This is a genomic window from Streptomyces sp. NPDC051173, assembly GCF_040689515.1.
In the GTDB taxonomy this organism is placed as follows: Bacteria; Actinomycetota; Actinomycetes; order Streptomycetales; family Streptomycetaceae; genus Streptomyces.
Genome location: NZ_JBFBBD010000023.1, coordinates 35,038 through 62,032, shown reverse-complemented (window position 1 = coordinate 62,032; position 26,995 = coordinate 35,038). Strand labels below are relative to the sequence as shown.

At 72.5% G+C, this 26,995-nt stretch carries 21 protein-coding genes; 16 read left to right on the top strand and 5 right to left on the bottom strand.

The window, feature by feature from the left end:
- Positions 1-19: 19 nt before the first annotated feature.
- Together AB0435_RS15355 and AB0435_RS15350 are read right to left on the bottom strand one after the other, a co-directional pair.
- Positions 20-814 carry a polyphosphate polymerase domain-containing protein gene (locus AB0435_RS15355; RefSeq protein WP_366003206.1) on the bottom strand — a complete coding sequence of 265 codons (795 nt, stop codon included), beginning with the start codon at positions 812-814 and terminating at the stop codon, positions 20-22.
- Complete coding sequence (locus tag AB0435_RS15350; RefSeq protein ID WP_366003207.1) at positions 811-1,443, bottom strand: DUF4956 domain-containing protein; 633 nt, start codon at positions 1,441-1,443, stop codon at positions 811-813. Before AB0435_RS15350 ends, AB0435_RS15355 begins: the two co-directional genes overlap by 4 nt.
- Positions 1,444-1,773: 330 nt before the next feature.
- Between AB0435_RS15350 and trxA the strand changes: the two genes are divergently transcribed.
- From trxA to AB0435_RS15335, 3 genes are all read left to right on the top strand, one after another.
- Positions 1,774-2,184, top strand: coding sequence for a thioredoxin (gene trxA / locus AB0435_RS15345; RefSeq protein ID WP_366003208.1), 411 nt, complete (start codon positions 1,774-1,776; stop codon positions 2,182-2,184).
- Positions 2,177-2,839 (top strand): histidine phosphatase family protein, encoded by a 663-nt coding sequence (locus tag AB0435_RS15340; RefSeq protein ID WP_366003209.1) that lies wholly within the window; start codon positions 2,177-2,179, stop codon positions 2,837-2,839. Before trxA ends, AB0435_RS15340 begins: the two co-directional genes overlap by 8 nt.
- 67 nt (positions 2,840-2,906) lie before the next feature.
- On the top strand, positions 2,907-3,332 hold the full coding sequence (locus AB0435_RS15335; protein ID WP_366003210.1) for an OsmC family peroxiredoxin: 426 nt from the start codon (positions 2,907-2,909) through the stop codon (positions 3,330-3,332).
- 39 nt (positions 3,333-3,371) lie between these two features.
- On the opposite strand, the gene AB0435_RS15330 is transcribed toward AB0435_RS15335, so the two are convergent.
- The gene (locus tag AB0435_RS15330) at positions 3,372-3,926 is read right to left on the bottom strand and encodes a class F sortase (protein WP_366427198.1); all 555 of its coding nucleotides are present in this window, start codon (positions 3,924-3,926) and stop codon (positions 3,372-3,374) included.
- A gap of 309 nt (positions 3,927-4,235) precedes the next feature.
- The gene (locus AB0435_RS15325; RefSeq protein WP_366427197.1) at positions 4,236-4,805 is read right to left on the bottom strand and encodes a hypothetical protein; all 570 of its coding nucleotides are present in this window, start codon (positions 4,803-4,805) and stop codon (positions 4,236-4,238) included.
- Between the two features lie 91 nt (positions 4,806-4,896).
- On the opposite strand from AB0435_RS15325, the gene AB0435_RS15320 reads away from it, so the two are divergent.
- From AB0435_RS15320 to AB0435_RS15270, 11 genes are all read left to right on the top strand, one after another.
- A complete protein-coding gene (locus AB0435_RS15320; RefSeq protein ID WP_366003214.1) occupies positions 4,897-5,601 on the top strand; it encodes an ABC transporter ATP-binding protein in 705 nt (234 codons plus the stop codon).
- Positions 5,598-7,277: a hypothetical protein gene (locus tag AB0435_RS15315; protein ID WP_366427196.1), complete on the top strand. Its 1,680-nt coding sequence runs from the start codon at positions 5,598-5,600 to the stop codon at positions 7,275-7,277. The genes AB0435_RS15320 and AB0435_RS15315 overlap by 4 nt, the downstream gene beginning before the upstream one ends.
- Positions 7,278-7,488: 211 nt before the next feature.
- The gene (locus AB0435_RS15310) at positions 7,489-8,265 is read left to right on the top strand and encodes an IclR family transcriptional regulator C-terminal domain-containing protein (protein WP_366003216.1); all 777 of its coding nucleotides are present in this window, start codon (positions 7,489-7,491) and stop codon (positions 8,263-8,265) included.
- Positions 8,266-8,493: 228 nt separating this feature from the next.
- Positions 8,494-8,841, top strand: coding sequence for a LuxR C-terminal-related transcriptional regulator (locus tag AB0435_RS15305; RefSeq protein WP_366003217.1), 348 nt, complete (start codon positions 8,494-8,496; stop codon positions 8,839-8,841).
- A 216-nt stretch (positions 8,842-9,057) separates the two neighbouring features.
- Positions 9,058-10,383 carry a wax ester/triacylglycerol synthase domain-containing protein gene (locus AB0435_RS15300; protein ID WP_366003218.1) on the top strand — a complete coding sequence of 442 codons (1,326 nt, stop codon included), beginning with the start codon at positions 9,058-9,060 and terminating at the stop codon, positions 10,381-10,383.
- Positions 10,377-11,834 carry an MFS transporter gene (locus AB0435_RS15295; protein ID WP_366003219.1) on the top strand — a complete coding sequence of 486 codons (1,458 nt, stop codon included), beginning with the start codon at positions 10,377-10,379 and terminating at the stop codon, positions 11,832-11,834. The genes AB0435_RS15300 and AB0435_RS15295 overlap by 7 nt, the downstream gene beginning before the upstream one ends.
- A gap of 73 nt (positions 11,835-11,907) precedes the next feature.
- Positions 11,908-13,272 (top strand): NAD(P)/FAD-dependent oxidoreductase, encoded by a 1,365-nt coding sequence (locus AB0435_RS15290; RefSeq protein WP_366003220.1) that lies wholly within the window; start codon positions 11,908-11,910, stop codon positions 13,270-13,272.
- Positions 13,273-13,534: 262 nt separating this feature from the next.
- A complete protein-coding gene (locus tag AB0435_RS15285) occupies positions 13,535-15,010 on the top strand; it encodes an acyltransferase domain-containing protein (RefSeq protein ID WP_366003221.1) in 1,476 nt (491 codons plus the stop codon).
- Positions 15,011-15,066: 56 nt separating this feature from the next.
- On the top strand, positions 15,067-20,964 hold the full coding sequence (locus AB0435_RS15280; protein WP_366427195.1) for an SDR family oxidoreductase: 5,898 nt from the start codon (positions 15,067-15,069) through the stop codon (positions 20,962-20,964).
- Positions 20,965-20,966: 2 nt separating this feature from the next.
- Entirely contained in the window at positions 20,967-23,354 is a 2,388-nt protein-coding gene (locus AB0435_RS15275) for a KR domain-containing protein (protein ID WP_366003223.1), read from the top strand.
- Between the two features lie 101 nt (positions 23,355-23,455).
- Positions 23,456-23,875 (top strand): ester cyclase, encoded by a 420-nt coding sequence (locus AB0435_RS15270; RefSeq protein ID WP_366427194.1) that lies wholly within the window; start codon positions 23,456-23,458, stop codon positions 23,873-23,875.
- A gap of 51 nt (positions 23,876-23,926) precedes the next feature.
- On the opposite strand, the gene AB0435_RS15265 is transcribed toward AB0435_RS15270, so the two are convergent.
- Positions 23,927-24,406: a nuclear transport factor 2 family protein gene (locus AB0435_RS15265; RefSeq protein WP_366003225.1), complete on the bottom strand. Its 480-nt coding sequence runs from the start codon at positions 24,404-24,406 to the stop codon at positions 23,927-23,929.
- A 137-nt stretch (positions 24,407-24,543) separates the two neighbouring features.
- Here AB0435_RS15265 and AB0435_RS15260 point away from each other — a divergent pair, with 137 nt between their 5' ends.
- Entirely contained in the window at positions 24,544-25,461 is a 918-nt protein-coding gene (locus AB0435_RS15260) for an SDR family NAD(P)-dependent oxidoreductase (protein ID WP_366003226.1), read from the top strand.
- Entirely contained in the window at positions 25,458-26,897 is a 1,440-nt protein-coding gene (locus tag AB0435_RS15255; RefSeq protein ID WP_366003228.1) for a cytochrome P450, read from the top strand. Before AB0435_RS15260 ends, AB0435_RS15255 begins: the two co-directional genes overlap by 4 nt.
- The last annotated feature ends 98 nt before the right edge of the window (positions 26,898-26,995 follow it).

Genomic DNA, 26,995 nt, shown 5'->3' with positions numbered 1-26,995 from the left:
CGTTCTCTCCGGCGCTTCCTCAGGCCGCGCCGAACGCGCGGGCCGCGGCGCGCCGCCAGCGGTTGGCCGGCAGGGTGGGGCGCAGCCACGCGAACGAGCTGCAGTATTTGGTGAAGACGGCCGGACGTATGCCGTACGCGTGCAACAGCCGGTCGGCCTCGGTCAGATGGCCCGTCGTCTTGGTCTCCACCAGGACAAGTCCCGCCGCGCACCGCACCGTTCGGCCCGCGCGCAGATCGCCGCAGGTCAGCCCCGCGTCGCAGGTGATGCGCTCGCCGTCGGCGACCAGGGTGGCGCGCAGGTAGTCCGTGCTGAGGGAGGGGCCGAGCTCGGCGGGCGGCTCGATGCCGTACGCGGTGCGCAGCGTCTCCACGAGGAAGCCCCGGTAGTGGGCGTCCAGCGGGGTGTCGGTCCCGTCGAGCGGGCGGCGGTGTTTGACGGTGTCGCCGCGGCGGCCCTTGAGCTTGATCTCGAACTGCCGCTCCCCGGTGTCCTCGTACACCCGCTCGCGGATCTTGAAGCGCAGCCGGCGGCCCTGCCGGTGGTCGTGGAAGGACCGCAGGCCGGGGGTGTCGTAGTAGACGGAGTGGTAGCGGAAGGCGCGTCCGCCGTCGATGGTCAGGGCCCGGAAGGGGCCGCCGGGCCGCCGGGGGTCGGTCAGCCGCCCGGCCATCCGCAGGAAGACCGGAGCGGGCACGAGATAGCTGCGGTCGAAGCGCGCGAGCAGCGCGGACCGCTCGTTGACCTCCGCGAGCGAGACGGGCGCCGTGGCGTGGGCGGCCTCGGTGATGGCGCGTACGGCCGTGGTGCTCACACCGACTCCCAGGCGGGCGCCGCGTCGCGGGCCGGCTCGGCGGGTCCGGCCGGGCGGGCGCCCGCGTGCTGCTCGGGCTCGCGGTAGCGGACGTCGACGACCGTCAGGTCGCGTACGAAGTCCACTTCCATGACCGTCCAGTTGAGGGGCTCGCCGAGCCGCCGGGCGAGGTCGGCGCGGAGGGCGGCGGGGTCGCTGTGGACGGCGTCGAGGGTGACGACCGTGCGGCGGGCGCGGGCGAGCAGCCGGGGGTGGTCGGCGATGTGGATGACGAGCAGCAGCAGGGCGCTGAGCGCGGCGGTCAGGCCGAAGGCCAGGTGCGGCAGGCCGCAGATCAGCCCGAGGACGAGCGTGGTGAAGTAGTACGCGACCTCCTCGTGCTGCACCGAGTCGGAGCGGAGCCTGATGATCGACAGCACGCCGAACAGGCCGAAGCCGAGCGCCGTGCCCCCGGTGCCGCCCACCTCGGAGAGGGCGGCGACGACCGTGAACAGGGCGACGTTCAGGGCGAGATAGGCCGGCACCAGATCGCGGCGCCGGTGGCGCGGATAGTAGACCGCGAAGGTGAGCAGGCAGACGGCGACGAGGTCGAGCCCCAGATGTGCCGCGAGGTGCCGGTAGGAGTCCATCGCTTCCCTGCTCTCTGTGAGTGGTGGTCGGTCTCCCGCGCCTCTCCCGGAGACGGGGAAACGGGGAAACGGGGAACACGGAACACGGAGAACTCTGGGTGAACAAGTGCTCGATCCTGGGTGAACAATGCGCATCCTTGACGGGCCCGGAACGGTACTGTCCGGAACCCCACCGGCCGTGACGCGTTCGACGTTCTTGTGGGATGTGTCCCACCCCCTCATCCGGGTTTAGTGCCACTTCACGGGGCACGGGAGGAATAGCGCCCGGCACTGCCTGGTTGGCGGTGCTGGGGTACTCGACCGCGAGAACCGGAAGCAGGTAGTTCACGTATGAGCAGCAGCACGGTGGAGCTGACCAAGGACAACTTCGACGAGATCGTCTCCGGCAACGGATTCGTGCTCATCGACTTCTGGGCGGAGTGGTGCGGTCCGTGCCGGAGCTTCGCCCCGGTCTACGAAGGCGCCGCCGAGCGCCACGGAGACCTCGTCTTCGCGAAGGTCGACACCGAGGCCCAGCCCGAGCTGGCCGCCGCGTTCGAGATCCAGTCGATCCCGACCCTGATGATCGTCCGGGACAACATCGCCGTCTTCGCCCAGCCCGGCGCGCTGCCCGAGGCAGCCCTGGAGGACGTCATCGGGCAGGCCCGCGCCCTGGACATGGACGAGGTGCGGGCGTCCGTGGCCCAAGAACAGGCCAAGGCGCAGGCCGAGCAGGGCGGGGAGCAGCAGGCCGGTGAGTGAGCTCCTGCTGGTCCGGCACGGCGAGACCGAGTGGAGCCGCTCCGGGCGGCACACCGGGCTGACGGACATCCCGCTCACCGAGCACGGTGAGCGCCAGGCGGAGGCGCTGCGTCCGCTGCTGGCCGGGCGGCGCGTCCAGACGGTGCTGGCCAGCCCGTCCAAGCGGGCCGTGCGGACCGCCGAGCTCGCGGGACTCGATCCCGAGATCGACCCCGACCTGCACGAATGGGACTACGGCGGGTACGAGGGCATCAGCACCGACGAGATCCACCGCACGCGTCCCGAGTGGTACCTCTGGGACGACGGTGTCCCGCCCGGCGCCCCCGGGCACCCGGGGGAGACGGCCGGACAGGTCGGGGCCCGCGCCGACCGGGTGCTGGCCCGCGTCGCCCCGCTGCTGGCCGACGCGGACGGCGGTGACGTGGTGCTGGTCGCGCACGCGCACTTCCTGCGCGTGCTGACCGCCCGCAGGCTCGGCCTGCCGCCCACCGCGGGTGCCCTCTTCCGGCTGGACACCGCTACTGTCAGCCGCATCGGCACCGAGCACGGGCGCCCCGCTCTCGTCGCCTGGAACCTGCCCTCGCCCGCGGACCTCGGCCGGGGGCCGCGCGAGGAGCGTGTCGGAACCGGGCCGGGAGCACCGACCGGCCGATGATCGGTGCGATCGGGGGACCGCCCCCGATCTTCATATGACCCATTTGCTTCCGTGGAGGAACGACATCGTGGCTACGACCCGCACCGCGCACACCGTCTGGGAAGGCGAACTGCTCACAGGCAGCGGCACCGTCACCTTCGACTCGTCCGGCATCGGCAGCCAGCCGGTGTCCTGGCCGTCGCGCGCCGAGCAGGCCAACGGCAGGACGAGCCCCGAGGAGCTGATCGCGGGCGCCCACTCCAGCTGCTACTCGATGGCCCTGTCGCACGGCCTGACCGGCGCCGGCACGCCGCCCACCCGCCTGGAGACCAAGGCGGACGTCACCTTCCAGCCCGGCGAGGGCATCACCGGCATCCACCTCACCGTCCGCGCCGAGGTGCCGGGCCTGGACGCCGCCGCCTTCGCCGCGGCCGCCGAGGACGCCAAGAAGAACTGCCCGGTCAGCCAGGCGCTCACCGGCACGACGATCACCCTGACCGCCGAGCTCGTCTGAACCGGGGGGCCGGAGGCGCACCGCCTCCGGCCCCTGGTGTCAGGTTCGGAGCGACGCGTAGACGATCAGGTTCCGCACCGGGTGCCCCTGCGCGTCGAGGTCGCCCGCGCACGTCACCAGCCGCAGCACCCGGTCCGAGGTGCTGCCGTAGACCTTCCGCGTCGGGAACGCGTTCTTGTCGACGGTCTCCGTGCCGGTCACCGTGAACCGCAGCACCTTGCCGTCGCCGCGCTCGACGTCGATGGCGGCGCCCTTGCCGACCTTGTCCAGGTCGTGGAAGACGGCCTTGCCGTCCCGGGTGTCGTTGTGCCCGATGATCACGGCCGCCCCGGGCGTGCCGGGCTTGGCGCTGCCTGTGTACCAGCCGGCCGTCATGCCCTTCTCCGGCGGCGGCACCTGCACGGTGTCGTCACCGTTCAGCCCGAGCCGCAGCAGCCGGCTCCGCACGCCGATGTCCGGGATGGAGACCAGGGACGGCTCCTCCGCGGCGGCGGGCGTGCCGATGGCCTCCTTCGCGCGGTCACCGCCGATGGAGCAGCCGGCGAGGAGGAGGGGGACCAGGGCTGCCAGGGCGAGGGTGCGGATACGTGGCATGGGGCCACGCTAGGCAGGGGGCGGGGGGTGCGGCTTCGGTTGAACGGTCAGTTCCGTGTCGGCCTAAAGGAGGAGGCGGGGGTGTGGGGGCGGGTGTGTTCGGCGCCTGCGGCGGGCTTGTTCCCCAGCCCCGCCCCTTCCCGGCTGCGTCTGATGTGCGGCTCCGCCGCGTGGGGGGCTGCGCCCCAGACCCCGAAACACGGCTTCGCCGCGTTGTCCTCAAACGCCGGACGGGCTGAATGTGCTGGCTACGGTCCGCACCATCCAGCCCGTCCGGCGATTGAGGACACGCCGCAGGCGGCCCCGGCGCTAGCGGATCAGTCTCTGGAACAGCCCCCACGTGAACTCCGCGACATGGTCGCCGTCCTCCGTCGAGAACGCCAGCTGCCAACGCGTAGGAGCCGTGCCTTCCATCGGACGGGCCGGAGCGAAGGCGCGGGCCACCTCGTCCACCGTGCACGACCAGGGAAGAAGGTCCCGGGCCGTGCGCAGCGGCGGCCCGGACGCCCCCGGTGCGCGGATCAGCCATTCGTTCCAGACCGCGCCGCCCGGCGCGGAGAGCACCTCGAAGCGCAGGTCGGGCCAGAGCGGCACCGGCCACGTCAGCGCCTCGAAGATCAGGTCGCCGACGCGCCGCTCGCCCACCGTCTCCGGCGGGCCGAGCACCGAGCGGTAGCGCGCGCCCGCGCCGCGTCGCCGTGGTGAGCGCAGCATCGCCTGCCAGCGGCGATTGGCCTCCCGCAGCGCGGACCGGTCGGTGCCGAGCTCGCGCAGGGCGTCCTCGACCAGGCCGGGCTGGTGGTCGGCCATCCTCCGCAGCAGGACCAGCTGGAACTCCGAAGGGCCGAAGGCGGGGACGGGACCGGGCGCATCGCTCATGGGAGCCATCGTGGCGCACCCGCCGCCGCTCGCGCGGCCGGACCGCTTGGTTAAGGTCGCGTGCGGAAGTCCCACCACGTACGGAGGTCCGATGGCCGAGCACGCCGACCGCACCCCGCTGCTGCGGCTGCGCGGGGTCGGCCGCACCTATGGGGAACGCCAGGCGCTCCACCCGCTCGACCTCGACCTGGAGCCGGGCACCTGCACGGCCCTCTTCGGGCACAACGGCTCGGGCAAGTCGACGCTGTTGCGCATCGCGAGCGGCCGCGACACCCCCACCCGCGGCACCGCCTTCTTCGCCGGGCGCCCGGTGAGCGAGGACGACCCGGAGGTGCGGGCCAGGGTCGCGGTCGTCGGTGACACCGTGGCCACCTACCCGGACCTGACGGTGCGGGAGCACCTCGAACTCGTCGCCGTCGCCCACGCCGTGGACGACGCGCAGGCGTGGATCGACCACGTGCTCGCGGACCGCAGGCTGTCCGACCACGCTCGGGCGCTGCCCGGCTCCCTGTCGTCCGGCCAGCTCCAGTCGCTGCTGCTCGCGGCCGCACTCGTGCGCCCGCGCGACCTCCTCGTCCTGGACGAGCCCGAACAGCGGCTGGACCCCGACGCGCGCGTCCGGCTCGCGGAGCTGCTGGCCGGCGAGAAGGCGGACGGCGTCGCCGTGCTGCTGGCCACGCACCAGGCGGAGCTGGCCGAGGCGGTCGCGGACCGGATGGTCGCGCTGGAGGACGGCAGGGTGATCGCCGAGGGCCCGCCGGCGCAGGTGCTGGAGCGGCTGGGGCTGCGGGGATGAGCGTGCGGGGGACCACACAGCTCGACGACGAGCCCACCTGGACCGAGGAGGACGACGACCGCACCGCCGAGACGCTGGCCTGGCTGCGGGAGAAGCGGCGCGCGCACCGCCGGCAGAAGGGCCGCGACCTCGCCGTCGTCATCTACACGATCGTCCTCGCGCTCCTCGGCTACGGCAGCGGCTACGCCTACCACTTCCTGCGCCAGATCCGGCTGGGCGCCGACTACAGCGGTCTCGGCGCGGACGTGCAGCGCGCCCTGCCCGCCCTGTTCACCCTGCTGACCGCCGCGCTCGCCCTGGCCGCCGCCCGGGACGCCCTGTGGCGCGGGCCGGTCGTCGTGCCCGGCCCGTCCGTGGGCTGGCTGCTCGCGCAGCCCGTACGCCGGGCGAGGGTGCTGCGGCCGTGGTTCTGGCTGTCCGCCGGACTCGCGGCCGTCCCCGGCCTGCTGCTCGCGCTCGCCGGGGCCGTGCTGCTCCGTGTGCTGAGCCTGGCGTCGCTGGGCACGGCGCTGCTCGCGCTCCTCCCGGCGGCCGTCTGCCTGCCGCTGCTGGCCGTGTCGGCGGGGATGGCGGTGGAGCGGCGGGCGGCGCTCGCCCGTTCCGTACGCCGCTGCACGCCCCTCGCCGTCGTGGTGCTGATGCTGCTGGCCGCCCAGACGGCGCTGGCGGGGTACGGGCACCGGCTCGGCCCGCTGGAGCGGGCCGAGCTGTGGTCGGGGCCGTGGGGGTGGGCGGCACAGCCGGTGGTCGCCGCGACCGGCGGCGGCGCGCCGGCCTGGCCGTACGCGCTGGTTCCGCTCGTCCTCCTCACCGCCGCCGGCCTCTTCCAGGGGCACCGGGACGCCGCGCGCGTGCCGACCGCGCAGCTGCGCCGCCGTGCCGCGACGGCACAGACGGTGTCGTCCGTGATGTGGACGGTGGAGCTCAGGGCCGCCAAGCTGGCCCTGCTGGACGCCACGGCCGGTGGCCGGACGCTCCGGATCCGGTTGCGGCCGCCGCGCTCGAAGTACCTCGTGGTCGTCTGGCGGGACCTCCAGGCCCTGCTGCGCGCGCCCGCCCGCCTGGCCAAGGCGCTGATGTGGACGGTCTGCGCCACCGCGACCGCCGCCCTGGGCACGCGACTCGGCGGCGAGCACCGGACGTTGTGCCTGGTCGTGGCCCTGCTGCTCGGCTACGTCGCCGTGGGCGCGCTCGCCGAGCCGGCGCGGCTGGAAACCGACGATGTGCGCCGCGCCGCCTGGTCGCCGTTCCGCTTCCGTGTGCTGATGCTCCAGCACACGGTCGTCCCGGCCGTCGTCGGCGCGCTGCTCGCGGCGCTGGCCGCCGTGCCGTTCGCCGTGGCGGGCGCGCCGTGGGCGCTGCTGCTGATGCCGGTGTGCGCGGTGCCGTTCGCGGCCGCGGCGGTCTTCGCGGCGTGCCGCGGCCCGGCCCGTACGAGCCTGATGTTCACCGGGGTGAGCACGCCGGTGGGAGACCCCGGGATGTTCCTCTTCCTCGGCTGGTACTTGGCGGGGCCGCTGGTGTCGGCCGGCGGTCTGACGCTCGCCCTGCGGTCGGCGCTGAAGGGCGCCCCCGGCGCGGGGACGGTGGGGGATGTGGCCCTGGTCGCGCTGCTGTTGAGCGCCGGTCTGCTGTACCTCGCGGCGCGGTCGGCGGACCGCCTGGTGAGGCACTGACCCGCGGCATCGCCGCAGCTCTGGGCAAAGATTCCGTTTGCCGTTCCGCTTGTTCCTGGCGCCGTTCATCGGGCCGGGGTGAGCTCCTGATTTCCGGCCGGAAGTGGTTAGCCTGTTGACCGTGGTTGATCACCGTGTGAGGACAACCAGGGGGGTAGTGGACTTCATGGGCAGGAGCGGCGCTATAGGAGGAAGTACCCATGCTGACAGGGTGTTCCGGGTCCAACGGGCCTTCACTGAAATCGAGGGGCAGGTGCACGGCCCGGGTGAGCTGGCCGAGATAACCGGACTGGATGATTCCACCGTCCATCGCATTCTCCAGTCCGGCGTCTACGACGGCACGTTCGCCCGCGAGGGCCGCGGCCTCTACCGGCTCGGCTCCGGCGCCGCCCGGCTCGGTCTGAAGGCGCTGTCCCACGCCCCCAACACCCGGGTCGCGCACGCCCTCCTGGAGGAGCTGCGCGCGGAGACCGACGAGGGGCTGGTGTTCCTCTTCGCGCTGGCGCCCTTCGGCGGGGCCAGGAAGCAGTGCCTGGACATGGCCGTCGGCGACTCCGACCTCTCCGAACTGGGCATCGGCCACCGGGCCTTCCTGGAGGTCTCGCAGTCGCTGCGCACGGGCGCCGCGGGCCGGGCCATGCTCGCCCACCTCCCCGGCATCATCCAGGAGGCCGTCCTGGAGGAGCCGGCCCCCGCGGGCGCGGGCCCGGGGGCCTACCGCGACGACGCCGAACTCCTGCTGTCCCTGGAGCACGTACGGGGCCAGGGCGTCGCCCTCGACGTGGAGGAGTGCGCGGCCGGGTGGCTCGGCTGCGCGGCCCCGATCCGCTGGGACGGGCTCATCATGGGGGCCGTCGCGGTGCTCAAGCCCAAGAGCTGCCTCCCGTGCTGGCCGGGCCTGGCCCGCGCCACCAAGCGGGCGGCCGATGGCTTCGGCCAGGCGGGCAACCGCGGCGCCTGGTCGGCGGAGACCGCCAGCTCGTACTGAGTTTCCGCAGGGTTAACGTTTCTTTGCGAAAACCACACGGGGTACGTGGAACCGTGCTTCTGAAATGCCATTTCTCGCGGGGCGGGAGAACGGAATGCACAGGACTGTTTCTCGCCCCGCGGGAGAGTCCGGGGATTCCTTGACAGGCCGTGCGGCGTCCCTTTGATACTGGGTGCGATGAAAGCCGGTGGCCCTGCGCCCGAGTTCCGTGGAAAAGGGGGAATTCCCGTGTCCTGCACCGTTGCCGCGTGTCCGTACGCCCCGGCGGCCCCCAGCGCGCCCTGTGCCGTCCGCACGGCCGGTGAGCACGTCGAAACACCGCCCTGGCAGCGGGAGTCGGAGCGGGTGGCCCTGCTGTCGGAGCGCGAGGCGGAGGTGTTCGAGCTCCTCGGTGAGGGGTTCTCGAATCGCGGCATCGCACAACGGCTGGATGTGACGGAACGCACGGTCAAGTTTCATGTGGCCCGCGTGCTCAGTAAATTGTGCGTGGAATCCAGATTGCAGGCAGGTCTGGTCGCCCACACTTACCGGTTCCTGTACCAAGGTACAGTCCCCCGGGTGATCGCCGCTCGCTAGAGTCATTTGCACGGCGGCTCGGAGAGCACGGGGGAGAGTGCTCGAATACCGGCCCGGAAAAACCTTCCGCGGGGTATCCGCATTCCAGGACTCCGGCTGCCGTCACAGACTTCCGCGGCTCCGTTTTCTTCCGTGCGTGTCCGTGCGTGTCCGTACATCCGTACATCCGCGCGGCACCGGTGCCCTGTCCCCCGAAGTGCTCGACTGGGAGCGGAATTGAAGCGTCCACTCAACCCGATCGATGAGGTCTTCCTCGCCATGGGCCGGGAACCCGGCCTGACCCACGGCCAGTTCCTGAGGTTCCGCGGCAGCCCGCCCCCACTGGCGGAGCTCCGCGACCACCTGGTGGCCAGGCTGCCCGGCCTGCCACGGCTGACCTGCCGGACGACCACCACATCGGGCCGGGCGTATCACGTGCCCAGCTCCCACTTCGACATCCGCGACCACCTCAGGGAGGAGGAGTTCCCCGCGGGAACCACGCTGGACGAGGTGCTCACCGCCCTCGCACGACTGCCCCTGCCCGCCGGCGGACCGCTGTGGTCCGTCCACCTGGTCCACGGCTACGCCCCCAAGGAGTACGCGGTGTGCTATCGCGTCCACCACAGCACCGAGGACGGGCTGGGCGCCGTGCACGTCGTCGGGGCCCTGTTCGGCGACGGGAGGGAACCGGAGCGGACGGGCCGCGACGAGCAGGGCCCGCTCTTCGGCGCGTGTCCCGACGAACTGCTCCGCGGCACGCTGAGCGTGGGCGCCGGTCTCCTGCGCGGACTGCTTCCCGTCCGGCGCTGGCCCCAGGCGCCCGAACCCCGCCCCGGCCACCTGGCCGTGTGCAGCACGAGCGCGACGCAGCGCGAACTCGGCCTGCTGGGGCAGCGGTTCGGGGGCACCTTCAACGACGCCTTCCTCATGGCACTCTGGGGCGCGCTCGCCACCTGGAGCGCCGCGGGGGAGAAGGGCGGGGTGCGGTCCGTCTTCCGCTCGTCGCCCGTGCCGGTCCGGATGCCGCTGAGCACCCGCCGCACGGGCGAGGAGGCGGCCCCCGGCAACCACCTCACCACGGCGGTCGTCGCACTCCCCGGCCAGGGGCTGCGCACCGACGCGGCGTTCGCGGAGCTCGTCGAGGGCACCCACCGGATGCGCTCGCGAGGCCTGCGGCCCGCGAGCAGGGCCCTGGTCGCCCTGCTGCCCGCGGCCCTGACCCGATGGACCGTAAGGCGCCTGCTCAGCCCCCGCTCGTCCCCGCTCTACGCCTCCAACTACAGCCAGCCGAACCTCCTGTCGTTCAAGGGCGACCCCGTGATCGACGCGATACCGCTCGGTGTGCTCCTGCCGGGCAACGCCCTCTCCGTGACGCTGCTCTCCTGCGGCTCCCGGGTCCGGGTGAGCTTCCTCTACGACCGCAGACTGCCCGGGGCCGACCGGCTCGCGGACCTGTGGCGCGAGGCGCTGGACACCCTGTCCGCGCCGGCCACGGCCCCGGCCGCCGCTCCCTTAACCGGCGTCTCCCCGCCGTCCACCCACCAGAAGGGTCCCTCATGCTGAGTCGGTCCGGTCCACGCGGAAACCCCGTCTGGACCCTGATCGTGACCGGGCTCGCGGTCTTCATGGCAGCGCTCGACAACCTCGTCGTGATCACCGCGCTCCCCGCCATCCGGGAGTCCCTCGGCACGAGCCTCCAGGACCTCGAATGGACGGTGAACGCCTACACCCTGACCTTCGCGGTCTTCCTCATGGCCGGCGCGGCGGCGGGCGACCGCTTCGGGCGCCGCCGGATGTTCCTGGTGGGCCTGGTCGTCTTCACCGCGGCATCCGCCGCCTGCGCCCTGTCCGACTCCTCCGGGCAACTGATCGTCGCCCGCGCCGTGCAGGGCTTCGGCGCCGCCATCGTGATGCCCCTGACGCTGACCCTGCTGACCGCCGCGGTGCCCAAGCGCAAGCGCGGCATGGCGCTGGGGATCTGGGGCGCGCTCAGCGGCCTCGCCGTCGCCCTCGGCCCGGTGATCGGCGGCACCGTCGTCGAGAAGATCTCCTGGCAGTGGATCTTCTGGATCAATGTGCCGATCGGCATCGTGGTGCTGCTGCTGGGCGCGTGGAAGCTCGCCGAGAGCAACCACCCCGAGAGCTCCCTGGACATCGGCGGCACCGTGCTGGTGATCCTCGGCATGTTCGGCGTGGTCTTCGCCCTGGTGCGCACCACCGACGACGGCTGGACCAGCGGCAAGGTGCTCGTCTCCCTGATCGGCGGGGTGGTGCTGCTCATCGCCTTCGTGTTCTGGGAGGCGCGCACCCGCCACCCGGTGCTGCCGCTGCGGCTGTTCCGCAACCGCGCGTTCAGCGCCGTCAACGTCGCCAGCCTGATGATGTTCGCCGCGATGTTCGGCCTCGTGTTCCTGCTGACCCAGTTCATGCAGAACATCCAGGGCTTCTCGCCGCTGGGGGCCGGCGTGCGGATGCTGCCCTGGACGGCCATGCCCGTCGTGGTCGCCCCGATCGCCGCCCTGCTCACCGCGCGGATCGGCAACCGCCTCGTGGTCGCCCTGGGCCTGCTGGCCGAGGCCGTCGCGCTCGGCTGGCTCGCCTCCGTGGTCGGCACGCACACCGCCTACTCCGACGAGGTGCCGGGCCTGGTGCTCGGCGGGATCGGCCTCGGGCTGTTCTTCGCGCCCGTGGCCGAGATGGCGATGAACATCGTCGCCCCGCGCGACCAGGGCATCGCCTCCGGGGCCAACAACACCTTCCGTGAGCTCGGCGGTGTCTTCGGAGTCGCCGTCCTCACCTCGGTCTTCACCGCGCAGGGCGGATACGGCACGCCGCAGCGGTTCGTGGACGGCCTCGTCCCGGCCTCCTGGGTGGGAGCGGGCTTCGCGGCACTGGGCTGCCTCGCGATCCTCGCGGCACCCCGCCGCTCGCGGGGCAAGCACGTCGCGGCGGCGGGCGGGGCGCAGGACGCGGGGCAGCCCCGGGACGGCGACCTCCTGGAGAGCCCTCGCTGAGACCGGCAGTACGGAAAAGCACCACCGGTTCTTCGGCAACCAGCCGGAAACCAGTACGACTTGGGGGACGTACATGTACGACGTGATTGTGGTGGGTGCGCGGGTCGGTGGCGCCTCCACGGCGATGCTGCTCGCGAAAGCCGGCTACAAGGTCCTGCTCCTCGACCGCGCCACCTTCCCCGGCGGGAAGGCCGCGGCCACCAACCTGGTCCACCCGCCGGGCATCCTCAGACTGAAGAACTGGGGCCTGCTCGACGAACTGACCGCCACCGGCTGCCCGCCCATCCACGAGTACGGCCTCAAGAGCGGCCCGGCGCAGCTGATGGCCCGCCTGCCCGCCGTCGACGGCGTGGGCGAGGCGTACTCCCCGGACCGCGCCGAACTCGACCGCATCCTGCTGGAAGCGGCGATCGCGGCCGGTGCGGAGTTCCGCGAGGGGTTCTCCCTCCGCGAACTCCTCAAGGACGAGGACGGCACCGTCACCGGCGTGCGCGGCGAGTCCGGGGAGCGCGTCACGGCGGTCGAGCACGCCCGCCTCGTGGTGGGCGCCGACGGCTCCAACTCCACCGTCGCCCGCCTCGTCGGCGCCGAGAAGTACGCCACCAAGCCCGTCCTCAACAAGAGCCACTGGTCCTACTGGGAGGGCATCCCGCACGACGGGAAGGTCCGCACCTACCGCCACGCGGGCAAGCACACCTTCACCTGGCCGACGCACGACGGCCTGACCATCGTCGGAGTGGCCCTGCCCGTCGGCGACTTCAAGGCGGGCAGCGAGGAGGAGCGCGACCGCACGGTCGTCTCCGCGTTCGCCGAGGTCGACCCCGAGCGGGCCCAGCTGCTGCGCGAGACCAAGCGGGCCGACAAGTGGCTGACGGGCGCGGTCCCCAACTTCCTGCGCCGCTCGCACGGGCCCGGCTGGGCGCTCGTCGGCGACGCCGGGTACACCCGCGACCCGATCACCGCCTCCGGCATCACCTACGGGCTGCGCGGCGCCGAACTCCTCGCCGAGGCCATCGACTCCGGCCTGTCGGGGCGCACCCCGCTGCCGGACGCGCTCGCCCGCTACGAGCGGCAACGCGACGAGATGGTGACCGGGCACTACCGCTACACCTGCGACCACGCGGTGATCTCCAACCACACGCGGGAGGAGATCGCCTTCATCCGGGCCATGAGCCGCAGCCCCACACACGGGCGCGACATGGTCGGGATGTTCGCCACCGTCGTCGATCCCGCGCGGTTCTACTCGGCGCGCAACATCCACGCCCTCCTGGACCACCTGGAACCGGGCCCCGGCCCCGGCTGGAAGCTGCGGTTCGTGCAGTGGCTGGCCCGCGGCCTGCCGCGGCACGTCCCACCTGCGGTGCGGTTCGCCGACCGCCTGATAGCCGAAAACCTCGGCCCGATGGGCGACTACCTCGTGGCTGCGCCGCGGCGGTAGGTGGCTTGGCTCTTCCCTTGTTCCCTGCAACCGGGGGCCGCGCCCCCGGGCCCCCTGACGCGGCTACGCCGCGTGTCCTCGGCCACTTCCCCCGGACTCCGCCCGGAGGCGCCCCCAACGGACTGAACTGCGGCCATGTGCAGCACATCGAGCCCGTCCGGCAACTGAGGACACCGCGCGCAGCGCGGTCCCGGGGTACGGGGCGAAGCCCCGTGAAAGACGACGAACCACCCGCACCAACACAAGCAACGGAGACATCGGCATGGCACAGAACACCGCACTCCTCTTCCCCGGCCAGGGCGGCTTCGACAGCGCGGCGCTCCGCTCGGCCAAGGAGAGCTACCCCCGGATCCGGCGAGTATTCGAGCAGATCGACGCGGAGACGCAGAACCTCTTCGCGCGGCGGATCACGGATACCCTGTTCGGCCAGGAGAAGGCGGACCTCGGCGAGCTGCTCGCCGACGACCCGTGGGTCTCGCAGGTGGCCATCTACGCCGCCGGCCTCGCCGCGTACGAGACCCTCGCCGCCCACGGCGTCGAGCCGGACGTCCTCGCGGGCCACAGCCTCGGTGAGATCACCGCCCTCGTGGCCGCGGGCGCGTTCTCGGTCGAGGACGGCGTGCGCATCGTCGCGCAGCGCGTGGCGGTCATCCAGCGGCAGCAGGGCATAGACGGCCGCATGGTGGCCCTCACCGCCGGCGCCGACCGGGTCCGCCTGCTGCTGGACCTGGTGGACGAGCCGCTGCTGGCCGTCGCCACCGAGAACCACGACGAGCAGACCGTGGTGAGCGGCCCGGACAAGGTCCTGGACCGTGTCACGGCCATCGCCCGGCAGCTGGGCATCAACGCCATCGAGATCGACGCGCCCTTCCCCTTCCACACCCCCGCCCTGGCCCCGGCCGTCCCGGAGTTCGCCGCGTACGTCCGCAAGCTGGACCAGCACCCGCTGCGCCGCCCGGTCTACTCGCCGATCCTCCAGCGCTACTACGAGCCCGACGACGCCCTGGCCGACCTGCTGGCGGAGCACTTCGTCAAGCCGGTCCGGTTCGCGACCGCGGTGCGCCACCTCCAGGAGTCCGGGGTCACCACCTTCGTGGAGACGGGCGGCCGCCCCGCGCTGACCAAGCTCGTCACCCGGCTCACCCCGGACTCCGGCGTGCGCGCGCTAGCGACGCTCGCCCTCGACGGCGGCGGCCGCCTCGCCCTCGACGCCACCCTGGACGTCCTGCGGGAGGCGGGCCTCGCGCACGCCGCCGGAGCCCCCACCCTCGGCGGGCTGCTGGCCCCCGCGGTGCCCTCCGACGTCTTCGAGGCGTACTGGGCCCGCCACGGAGACGACGTCCTGGCCTACGTCCGCGACGAACTCACCGCCTTCCAGCGGGAGAACGCCCCCGCCGCCGCTCCTGCCGCGAGCGCCGCGTCCAAGGCAGACGCCCCCGCCTCGCCCGCCGCGACCGCCGGTCCGGACCGCGACGAGGTCTTCGCCGCCCTGCGCACCCTCTACGCCGAGGCACTGGAGTACCCGGAAGAGGTCTTCGAGGGCGGCGTGCAACTGGAGGCCGAGCTGGGCGTCGACTCCGTCAAGCAGGTCGAGCTGCTCTCCCGCGTCTCCGAGCGCTACGGCCTGCCGCCGCGCGAGTCCGGCTTCCGCCTCTCCAACTACAACACGATGGACACGATCGCCGACTTCGTGCTCGCCGAGCTGAGCGGCGCCCGCGAGCACGCCGGCGCGGCCTGACCGCTCCACGGCCCACTGCCCCGCTCGTTTCCTCGCTACATGAAGGACATGGCTCCATGAAAGACCTCACCGGCAAGGTGGCCCTGGTCACCGGCGGGTCGAAGGGGATCGGGAAGGCGATCGCGCGGGAACTCGCCGCGCGCGGTGCCGACATCGTCCTCAACTACTTCCACTCGCACGACCAGGCCAAGCAGACCCGCGACGAACTCGCCGCGGACGGCGTCCGGGTCGACCTCGTCCGTGCCTCGGTGGCGCGGCAGGAGCAGGTCGACCGGATGTTCGCGGAGATCGACCGGCTGCACGGCCGCCTCGACATCCTGATCAACAACGCGGCCGACGGCGCCCTGCTGCCGTCCGAGGAGACCACCGACGCGCACCTCGACAAGGCCCTGGACACCAATCTCAAGGGCGGACTGCGCTGCGCGCGGGCCGCGGCACCGCTGATGGGCCGGTCGGGCGGCGGCTCCATCGTCACGGTCTCCGCGCTGGGCGGCTCCCAGATGGTGATGGCCAACTACCTCGCCTGCGCCCCGGCGAAGGCCGCGGCCGAGGCCGCCTCCCGCTACCTCGCGGTCGAGCTGGCGCCGCTGAACATCCGGGTCAACACGGCCTCCGCCGCCATGCTGAGCAGCGCGGTGGCGGACAAGTTCCCCCGGGCCGCGGAGATGCAGGAGGTCATCGCGCGGGCCACGCCGCTGGGCAGGCTCGGCACCCCGGAGGAGTTCGCCTCCGTCGTCGCCTTCCTCGCCTCCGACGACTCCCGGTGGATCACCGGCCAGGTCATCCTGGCCGACGGCGGCCTCACCCTCGGCGCGGCCCTGCTCTCCCCGCCCGCACTCGCGGAGACGGAGGCCGAGCCCGAGGCCAAGACAGAGGTCGTGGCCCAGCCCCAGCCCGAGCCCGAGCCCGAGGACGGTGACGACGCGATCGCCATCGTCGGCATGGGCATGGCCGTCGCCGGGGCCAACAGCCCCGAGGAGTTCTGGAAGCTGCGGATGACGGGGGACGAGCTCTTCGTCAAGGTCCCCCAGGACCGCTGGCAGCACGAGAGCTTCCACTCGCCCGACCTCGCGGCCGAGGACAAGGCCTACGCCGACCACTGCGTCTTCATCACCGGCTTCACCCCCGCCGAGGGCGCCCTGGACGGCATGCCCGGCGGCGCCGACCAGCAGGAGCTCACCACGCAGTGGCTGCGCCACAGCCTGGTGCAGGCGCTCGACGGGGTCAGCCACAGCCCCACCGACAGCGCCTCCTTCGTCGTCGGCTACACCCCCGACGGCAGCCAGCACCTGGAGGAGGCCGGCGTCCTGCAGAGCCTGACCCGGCTCACCCACGGCATCGTCGACGGCCTCGACGTGCCGGCGGGGGAGCGGGAGGGCCTGCGCGACGACATCGACGAGGCGCTCGCCCGCCGCTACCGGCGCGGCGGGCAGGACCCCGCGCGCTTCCTGCCGCACCGGGTCGGCGAGCTGGCCATGGAGGGCATCCTCCCGCCGTCCACCGAGCTCCACATGGTCGACACCGCGTGCTCGTCGTCCCTCTACGCCATCGACATCGCCGCCAAGGGCCTGCTGATGGGCAAGCAGGACATCGCCGTCTGCGGTGGGGCGTTCGCCCTCGCGCCGCGCGGCACGGTGCTCTTCTCCAAGCTCCAGGGGCTCTCCAAGAGCGGCAAGGTGCACGCCCTGGACGAGAGCGCCGACGGCGTCATCTTCGCCGACGGCGCCGCCCTCGTCGTCCTCAAGCGGCTGAGCAAGGCGCGCCGCGACGGCGACCGTGTCCTCGGCGTGCTGCGTGCCTTCGGCTCGTCCTCGGACGGCAAGGGCAAGGCGATCTACGCCCCGAACTCCGACGGTCAGAGCCTCGCCGTGCTGCGCGCGCTGGAGGACGGCGAGGTCGAGGGCGACGACGTGCAGTGGATCAACGCGCACGCGACCGGCACGCCCGCCGGTGACCTCGCCGAGTTCACCACTCTGCGCGAGCACTTCGGCACCTCCCGGCCCACCGTCGTCACCTCCAACAAGTCCCTGATCGGGCACACCGGTTGGGCGGCCGGCGTGGTGTCGCTCATCGAGAACCTGAAGGGCCTGGAGGAGCACACCATCCCCGGGCAGTTCCGCTTCAGCAGCCCCCGCGCCGACTTCCGGCTCGACGAGACCGAGCTGGAGGTGACCTCCGAGCCGCGGCAGTGGCCGGAGAGCGCCGAGCGGCCCCGGCTCGCGGCCGTCTCCGGCTTCGGCTTCGGCGGCACCAACGCCCACCTGATCGTCTCCGAACCCCTGCCGCCCGCCGAGGTGGCGGAGACCCCCGTCACCAGGACCCCGGACACCGAGAGCCGGGTCGCCGTCGTCGGCTGGTCGGCCCACCTGCCCGGCCTCGACGGGCGCGACGAGGTCGCGAACTGGCTGTCCGGCGGCCGCAGGCCGCTCGACAGCTTCGGCGCCGACTACCCGCCGCCGCCCTTCAGCAAGGTCCGCCTCCCCCCGAAGACGATCCGCGCCCTCGACCGCTGCCAGCTGATGATCCTGGAGTGCGCGCACCAGCTCCGCGACCAGATGCCCGGCTTCTGGGGTGAGCAGGCCGCCAAGACCGGTGTCTTCGTCGGGCACATGGGCCCCACTCGGGCCGCGATGCTCTACGCCAACCGCTGCTACCTCGACGACGTCGAGCGGGCGCTGGCCGACTCGCCGCTGGCCGGCTCGGACGCCGTGCCGCGGATCCTCGACCGGCTGCGCGAGCAGGTGCGTTCGATGATCCCGGAGTCCAACGAGGACTCGTTCCCCGGGCAGATGCCCAACATCATCTCGGCCCGCGTGGCGAACTACTTCGACCTCCACGGCCCCAACATGACGATGGACTCCGGCTTCGCCTCCGCCCTGTCGTCCATCACCTCCGCCAGCCGCTACCTGCGCACCGGCGAACTGGACTTCGCGCTGGCGGGCGGCATCAACGGCAACAGCCTGCCCGAATACCGGTCCCTGATCGGCGAGCTCCTGCCGGAGCGCGCGACCGAACTGGCCGAAGGCGGCTTCCTGTTCGCCCTCACCACCGAGGAGCGCGCCGAGCGTGCCGGCCTGCCGGTCCTCGCGTACGTCGACGAGGCGTTCGGCGGCACCGAGGCGCACCGCGACACCCTGCTCTGCGGCTCCTCCGCGCCCGAGAACGCCCGCTATCTGGGCGCGGCCGGGGGACTGGCCGTCCTCAAGGCGCTGCACGGTCCCGCGGGCACCGTCGTCCTCTCCTGCGAGGAGGGCGAGCACGCCGAGGGAGGCGTCGGGGCCAGGCTCCGGCTGACCGTCCCCGGCGCCCCCGCCGAGGCCGCCGCGACCGGCTCCGCCCCGGCGGAGGGCACCGGCACGGCCACCGGCACGCTCCCCGAGGGCTTCCTCTCGCAGGACCACACGGAGGCCGGGACACCGCTGCGGGTCCGCCGCCACGTGCCCGTCCTGGAGGCGGCGCCGCACGTGACCGTACGGGAGGCGATCCCGTTCCTCGCGGACGGCACGGCCGTCGTCACCGACGCGCCCGCCCTCCTCGCCCGCGCCGCGGGCCCCGGCACCGGGCTCACGGTCCTGTCGACCACCCCGCTCGACGCCCCGCGCCCCGGCTGGCACCACCTGCCGGAGGTCACGCCGGAGGCCGTACGCGAGGCCCTGGCGAGCTCCGGGAAGCCGGTCACCCGGCTGCGGGTGTTCAGCGACCTGAGCCGCGCCGTGGCCCCCGGACAGGCGCTCACCGAGGGCTCCCCGGCGCTCCTCGCCCTGCACAGCGCCGCCTATCTGGCGGTGCAGCACGCCTACGAGGACCTGTCGGGACCCGGCTCCTCCCTCGTCGTCCTCCTCCAGGGCGCGGTGACGGACGGCACCCCGCACCCCTTCTCCGGCCTGTTCACGGGCCTGCTGAAGACCGCGGGCCTGGAGCTCCCGGACGCCACCGGCTTCGCCCTGCTGACCTCGGTCACCGACGCCGGCGAGGCCGTGGAGCGCGTGGAGGCGGAGAGCCGGGCGCGGCGGGACTTCCCCGTCGTGGTCGACGCCGACGGCGTCCGCCAGGTGTACCGCCTCAAGGACGAGCCCGACGGCCTGGAGGCGGACACCCCGGCGGTCCTCGGCCGCGACTCCGTGGTCGTCGTCGCGGGCGGCGCCCGGGGCATCACCGCCGAGGTACTCAAGGCGGTCGCGGAGCAGTTCCGCCCGCGGATCTATGTGTTCGGCAGCAACGCCCTCGACGCGTACCCGCCCTCGGTCTACGCCGGGAGCGACGAGGAGTTCGCGGCGGGCCGCAAGGCGTTCATCTCCGCCGAGCTCGCCAAGCGCGGCGGCCGGACGGTCGCGGGCATCAACAGGGAATTCGACCGCATGGTCAACGCCCGCACCGCCCGGCAGAACCTCGACGCGATGGCCGCCCACAGCGGCGCGGACCGTGTCACCTATCTGACCTGCGACATGCGCGACAGCGCCGAGGTCGGCGAGGCGATCGGCCGCGTCCTCGCCGAGCAGGGCCGCATCGACCTGCTCGTCAACGCCGCCGGGCTCCAGCGCTCCGCGCTCATCAGGGACAAGGACTTCGCGGAGTTCACCTCCATCCGCGACCTGAAGGTCGAGTCCTACCTCAACCTGAAGCACGCGCTGCGCTCCGCACCGCCCCGCCTGTGGTGCAACTTCGGTTCCCTGCTCGGCTACTTCGGGCAGCTCGGGGAGGCGGACTACGCCTCGGCCAACGACTTCCTGGGCAGCGCCTCCACCTACGCGGCGGCCACCACGGACCACGCCGAGGTCACCATCGGCTGGACCCTGTGGGCCAGCGTCGGCATGGGCGCCAACGAGCTGACGAAGGCGTACTACGAACGGGCCGGCTCCTACAGCAACATGCCGGTCCCCGAAGGCGTCCACCACTTCGTGCGGGAACTGCACGCCCCCGTGCGACGGCCCTCCGTCGTGCACCTGGGCGAGGCCGAGCGCGCCACGGTGGAGACCTTCTACCCCGGCTACCTCACGGGCCGCGACCCCGGCTTCTTCCTGCGCCGCGTGGTCGAGTCCGACGCGAAGTCCGCGGTGTTCGAGTGCCGCTTCGACCTGGAGACCGACGGCTATCTGGAGCACCACACCGTGCGCGGCGAACCGACGCTGCCCGGCACCTTCGTCACCGAGCTCGCGGCGGAGGCCGCCCGGCACCTGGTGCCCGGCAAGCACGTCATCGCCTTCGAGGACCTGCGGTTCGAGCACTTCCTGCGCGTCTACCGCGACCTCCCGGCCCGGCCCAAGCGCATCAAGGCCGAGATCATGGGGGAACAGGGCGACGCCACCGTCGTGCAGGTGCTGGTGACCGAGGACGTGGTGGCGCCGACCGGTGCCGTCCTGATCGCGGACCGGGTGCACTTCGCGGCCCGCGTCCTGCTCGCCGACGCCTTCCCGGCCGCGCCCCGGTGGGAGCACTGGGACACCGCCGACGACACCCCGGTGCCCGACCCGTACCACCAGCCCGGCTCGCCCGTGAAGCTGACCGGACCCTTCGTCTCCACCGCCGACACCCGCATCCACCCCCAGGGCAAGCGCGGGCGCTACGCCCTGGCGCTCCCGGAGGACGACCCCGCGTGGGCGCGCTTCACCGTCCCGTGCGTCCTGCTGGACGGCCTGGCGCGGGTCGGGGTGCTCGACCTCGTCGACGGCCACCTCGTGCCCGTCGCGGCACCGCTGGCGATCCGCCGCATCGACCTCTACGAAGAGGCCAACGACCACGTCCTGTCCACCGGCGAGGACCGCATCGACCTCTACGCCACACCGCCCGGCTTCGACCTGGCCGCCGACCGCGTCGACAACCGCTTCGTCGCGACCCGGCCCGACGGCCGCATGCTCCTCCAGATGAAGGACCTCCAGGCGACCTTGATCGGCTACGTCGACGCCCGCACGGGCGAGGCCGTCGCCCTCGACGCACCTGACCGGAAAGGGACATGACCATGGAGTCCCCACAGACGACGGCCGGGCCCGCGGCAGGTGACACGGCGGTCCAGCCGATGACCCGCATGGTGTGGCAGCTCACCAACCTGCCGCAGCCGTCCGGCGATCCCGCACTGCTCACGGGGATGCGCGTGCTGCTCCTCGCGGACGAAGAGGGGGAGGGAGCAGGGACAGCCACCGCAGTCGAGCGGGCCCTGACCGAGCGCGGCGCCCTCGTACGCCGGCGGGCGCCGGGCGGCCCCGTGGACGCGATCGTCGACCTCACCGTGGGCCGCGCCCCCGGCACCGAAGAGCCCGCGGAGGCATGGCGGGAGCCGCTGCTGCGCACCGTCGGCGCCCTGCGCGAGCACTACGACGACTGGGCCCAGGAGACCTCGGCGAGCCGCCTGTTCTACCTCGCCGTCACCTACCTCGGCGGCGGGATGGGCCACCACCCGCAGGACGACCTCGCGCAGCCGCTCGGCGGCATCTGGGCGGGCCTGGCGAAGACGCTGCACCGGGAGTTCCCCAACTGCAACGCCCGCGTCGTCGACATCGCGCTGTCCGCGGCGGACGAACTGCCCGGCATCGTCGCCGCCGAGCTGGGCAGGCCGGGCGAGCTGGAGGTCGGCCACCGCGACGGGCAGCGCCTGACGCTGACGCCCTCCGCCCGCCCGGCCGGCGAGCCCGTCGTCGAACTCGGCCCCGACGACAGCGTGCTGATCTCCGGCGGCGGCCGGGGCATCGGCTGGGAGCTGGCCCGTACCCTCGCCGAACGCCACGGCCTGCGGGTCGTGGTGACCGGCCGGGAGCCCTTCCCCACCGGCGACGAGCCGTGGTCCGGCATGGACGAGGCCGAGCTGAAGGTCTACGAGAAGCAGGTGTGGGCCGACAACCGCGGCCGCCCGCCGGCGGGGACGCGTCGGGACATCGCCCGTATCCGCCGCCTGTGGGAGCTCGCGGCCAACGTCACCGGCGCCCGTGCGCGCGGGCTGCGCGTGGACTACGCCCGGTGCGACTTCACCGACCGCGACCAGGTCCGCGAGCTCGTCGCCCGCGAGGGTGCCGCGCTGACCGGTGTCGTGCACAACGCCGGGGTGGACACCGCGGCGCGGCTGCCCAAGAAGACGGACGACGAGGTCCTCGCGACCGTCCGCACGAAGATCGAGGGCTTCGCCAACCTCTTCGGCGAACTCCGCGGCCACCCGCTGAAGTTCTTCTGCAACGTGGGCTCCCTCACCGGGCGACTGGGCGGCATGGTCGGCCAGCTGGAGTACGCGGCGGCCAACGAGGGGCTGGCGCGCCTGGGCCGCTGGGCGAGTCGCCGGGCCGGCTTCCCCGTGATGACGCTCGCCTGGCCGACCTGGGACCGCATCGGCCTGATCGCCAACTTCTCGGCGACGCTGCGCTACATGGCGGCCATCGATGTCACCGACGGCCTCGCCAAGTGGCAGGCGGAGCTGCGCGCCGGGTCCGAGGGCGAGGTCACCTTCGTGGGCCCGCTGGGCGCGGCGATCGACCCGGGCCAGGCCATCGGCTACCCCATCGTGCCCGACCTGCCCGGCTTCACCGACACCTTCCCGAAGATCTACCACCTGGGGGAGGTCGTCACCTACCGGCCGCACAGCCGGATGGTCTCGCGCGTGACCTTCGACCGCGAACGGGCGCCCGTCCTGATGGACTTCCTCATGGACGGCGTCGAGGCGGTGCCGGTGAGCCTGCTGCTGGAGAGCGCGGTCCGGGGCGCCGAGTGGATCGTCCCGGAGGACTTCCCCGCGCTGCGCGTCGACTGCCTTGAAGAGATCGTCGTGCCACTGGAGCTGCTGCGCCTGGACGGTCCGACCACCGTCTGGGAGCGGGAGATCACCGGCACCCGCGAGGGGCGCACCTGGGTCGTCGACGTGTCTTTCCGGCGGCCGGACGACGGGCCGGACGGGCCGCGGGCGAGCCTGCGGGTCGTCTACGAGCCGGGGGACGCGCGCTCGCCCGCGCCACCGCGGCCGGACGTCGCACGGACGACCACGTGGAGCTCGGGGCCGCCGATGCTGCGCTGGCGCTCGTCGGTGGTCCCGGCCGCCGCCTGGACCCACGGCCCCGACGGCCGCTGGTCCGCGGAGGTGCGGCCGTGCGCCTCCAACGACCTCTGGGCGACGCCCAGCGTGCCGCGCACGGCGCTGGCGGTCTCCGTCCTGGAGAACGTCGTGCGGCTGTGCGCGAAGGCGCGGGCGGGCCTTTCCGTCGCCGTCGACCCCTTGGTCGTCGGCCGCGTCACCCTGCATTCCGAGGAGCAGGGGAATTCCGTGGTCGAGGGCGATCCGGCGCTGGGTGTGTGGCGCGCGAAAAGCGTGGTGTCGGGGCTGCCCGTGCTCACGGTCTCGGGTTTTCCCGGGCCGCTCGGAAACGGTTGACAGAATTACCGGGCGATGTCACCGTCATGGCATTGCGGAGTCGTCGCCGTATGCCCATGAAATACCGTCTGAATATGTCGAGAGAAATCGGAGCGGTTGATATGTCGACGTTGCAGCAGAACAAGGCCGTGTTGGAGCGCTACTACGAGGAGTGCCTCAACAAGGGAAACCTCGACGTCATCTACGAGGGCGCCGGTGACGACCACATCAGCCACGGCACCGCGCCCAACGGCAAGGAGGGCGTCGAGCACCTCAAGGAGTGGGTGCGGCTCCAGCGCGCGTCCTTCCCCGACCTCGAGGTCGTGGTGGACGACTGGATCCTGGAGGGCGAGAAGGTCGTCAGCCGGTTCACCGCCGGCGGCACCCACACCGGCGAGCCCTACGAGGGCGTGCCGGCCATCGGCCGGGAGTTCTCCGTGAGCGGGATCGTCATCGACGAGTTCCGCGACGGGATCATCGTGGAGAGCTGGTTCTCGCTGGACGGCCTGGAGCTGGCCAAGCAGCTCGGCGCCCTGGGCTGACCGCGCCCGGCCCCGGCACCGCGCGGTGCCGGGGCCGGCGGGGCCCGCTCGTCAGCCCTGCCGGACGGCGCGCGCGTCCGCGTCCGTGATGGGCGCGGCGTGCGCCTCGGCGTTCCCGGAGGCGGCGATGGCGTCCAGGGCGCGCTGGAGGACGACGGTGTCCTCCAGGGTGTGGATCTCGGCGATCCGGCCCCACTTCAGATAGAGGAACTGGGTCATGACGTTGTCGTAGCGGGTGCCGTCCGGGAGCGGGCCGCCGATCTTCACCCGGGTGGCCACCTTGGTCAGCCAGGGCCAGCCGGAGATGACGATCTCCAGCGGCTCGAAACGGGCCTCCGGGATGAGCCGGAAGACCCGCTGCCACCACAGGCTCATGGCCTCGCGGGTGTGCCGCTCGCCGGACAGCGCGTGCTCCCCGTAGAAGACATAAGTGAATTCCGGGGCCAGCGTGTCCACCATGGACTGCCAGTCCCCGGAGTCGATCTGAGCAAAGGCTTTACGTAGTTTCGCGGCAACGATTCGGTGATACATGCGGATCCTTCCCCGGGTCCTTCGGAATATGTTTTCGGAAACCCTGAATGCCGCCCTGCGGTGCCCTCATTGATACCACGAGAACCCTTGCGGGAACACACCTCGCAGTGGGGTGCGAGAAAAGGCGGGAGAGTGTGATGACGTCTCCGATTCCGGTGCTGATCACCGGCTGTTCATCGGGTATCGGCCGGGCCGCGGCGCGCCGGCTGCACCGCGCCGGAATGGTCGTGTACGCCACCGCCCGCAGGCCCGAGACCCTGGCCGAGCTCACCGCCGAGGGCATCCGGACGCTGGCGCTCGACGTCACCGACGAGGAGAGCATGCGCGCCGCCGTCGGCCTCGTCGAAGCGGAGTACGGCGCGGTCGGGGCCCTGATCAACAGCGCGGGCTTCGCCGTCTCCGGGGTCGTCGAGGAGGTCGGCATCGAGGACATGCGCCGGCAGTTCGAGACCAACGTCTTCGGACTGGCCCGCCTCAGCCAGCTGGTCCTCCCCGGCATGCGCGCGGCGGGCACCGGCACCATCGTCAACGTCTCGTCCATCTTCGGCCGTTACGCGGTCCCCGGCGGCGGCCTCTACCAGGCGTCCAAGCACGCGGTCGAGGCGCTCAGCGACGCCCTGCGCCTGGAGGTCGCCGACTTCGGCGTCCGCGTGGTGCTGATCGAGCCGGGCCCGGTCCGCACCACCGACTTCGGCGCGACGTACGTGGCGAACTTCCGTCCCGTCAGCGAGGCCTACGCGGACTTCCGTCGCCGCACCGCCGAATACTTCGACGCCATCTACACCGGCAGCCGCCGCACGCTGGCCGGCACCTTCACCATCCAGGCCGACGACGTGGCCCGCGCGATCGAACGCGCCGTCCGCAGCAGCCGCCCGCGCGCCCGGTACCCCGTCGGCCTCCTCGCCCACAGCACCCTCGCGCTGCGGCGGCTGGCACCGGACGCCGTCTTCGACAACCTCTTCGTGCGGCGCGCCTTCCCCGTGCCGAGGAAGAGCACCCGGCCGATCCCGCCCCGGCCCGTACGGACCGCCATGAAGCGTAAGGACGCCCGATGACCGCCACCACCGCCTTGCCCACCGTCACCGCGACCGCCCCCGGCCCCAAGGGCGTGCCCGTGCTGGGCAGCCTCGGCTCCTGGCGCCGCAACACCGCCGAGTTCCTGCTGGGCCTCCAGCGCGACCACGGCGAGGTCGTGCGCATGCGCCTCGGCCCCATGACGGTCCATCAGGTCACGAGCCCCGAAGCGGTGCGCCGCGTGCTGGTGGAGAACAACGGCAACTATGTGCGCGGCCCGCTCTACGAGCAGTTCGGCGTCGTCATGGGCAAGGGACTGCTCACCACCGACGGCGAGTTCTGGCGCGGCCACCGCCGCGCCGTCCAGCCGGTGTTCCTCAAGAACGCCGTCCCCGACATCATCCCCAACATCGCCCGCGCCACCACCGAGATGCTCGACGAGTGGGAGGGCAAGGCCGCCCGCGGCGAGCCCGTGGACCTGATGACCGAGATGCTCAGGCTCACCCTCGTCACCCTCAGCCGCTCGCTGTTCGCCTACGACATCAAGCCGTCGTCCCGCGTGCTGAAGCTCATCGTCGACGACGTCGTCGAGGTCATGTTCCGGCGCGGCACGGCCTCCGAGATGCTGCCCTCCTGGGTGCCCACCGACCGGCAGCGGAAGATCGCCCGCATCCACCGGGTCTTCGACCGGATCGTCGCCGACGTCCGCGCGGGCTACGCGCGCACCGGCGAGGGCCCGCTGATCTCCCTGATGGAGCAGGCCGAGGACCCCACCACCGGCAGGCCCTGGACGGACCGGCAGATCCGCGACGAGCTCCTCACCGTCTACCTCGCGGGCCACGAGACCACCGCCGTCTCGCTCTTCTGGACCCTGATCGCCATCGCCGAGCACCCCCACATCCAGGAAGAGGTCGACGGCGAGATCGGCCGCGTACTCGGCGGCACGCTCCCGGACGCCCGGAGCGCCGAGGAGCTGACGTACACCAGGATGGTGGTGGACGAGAGCCTGCGGATGCACCCGCCCATCTGGATCTTCCCGCGCGCCGCCGTCGGCCCGGACACGCTCGACGGCTACGGCATCGAGGCGGGCTCCTCGATCCTGCTCTCGCCGCTGGTGTCGCACCACAACCCCCGCCACTGGGACAACCCGATGGCCTTCGACCCCCAGCGCTTCACCCCCCAGGCCGTCAAGGAGCGGCCGCGCATGGCCTACTTCCCCTTCGGGGCGGGGCCGCGGCAGTGCGTCGGCAACTTCATGGCCCTGCTCGAACTGCGCACCATCGTCGCGATGATCAACCAGCGCTTCCGGATCAGCCGCATCCCGGGCGACTCCCTCCAGTACGGCTCCCCGGTCATCTCCCTGCGCCCGCTGCGCGACGTCCTGGTCCACGTGCGCTCACGCGACGTGCGGGCTTCGCCGTCGACGGCGGCGGCCACCGGACCGTTGACCTGCCCGGTCAGGCACGGGGAGGGCTGAGCCGGAGGCTTTGTTCCCCAGCCCCGCCCCTTCCCGGACTGGGGGAGACCCCCAGACCCCCGACCACGCTTCGCGCGGTGTCCTCAAACGCCGGACGG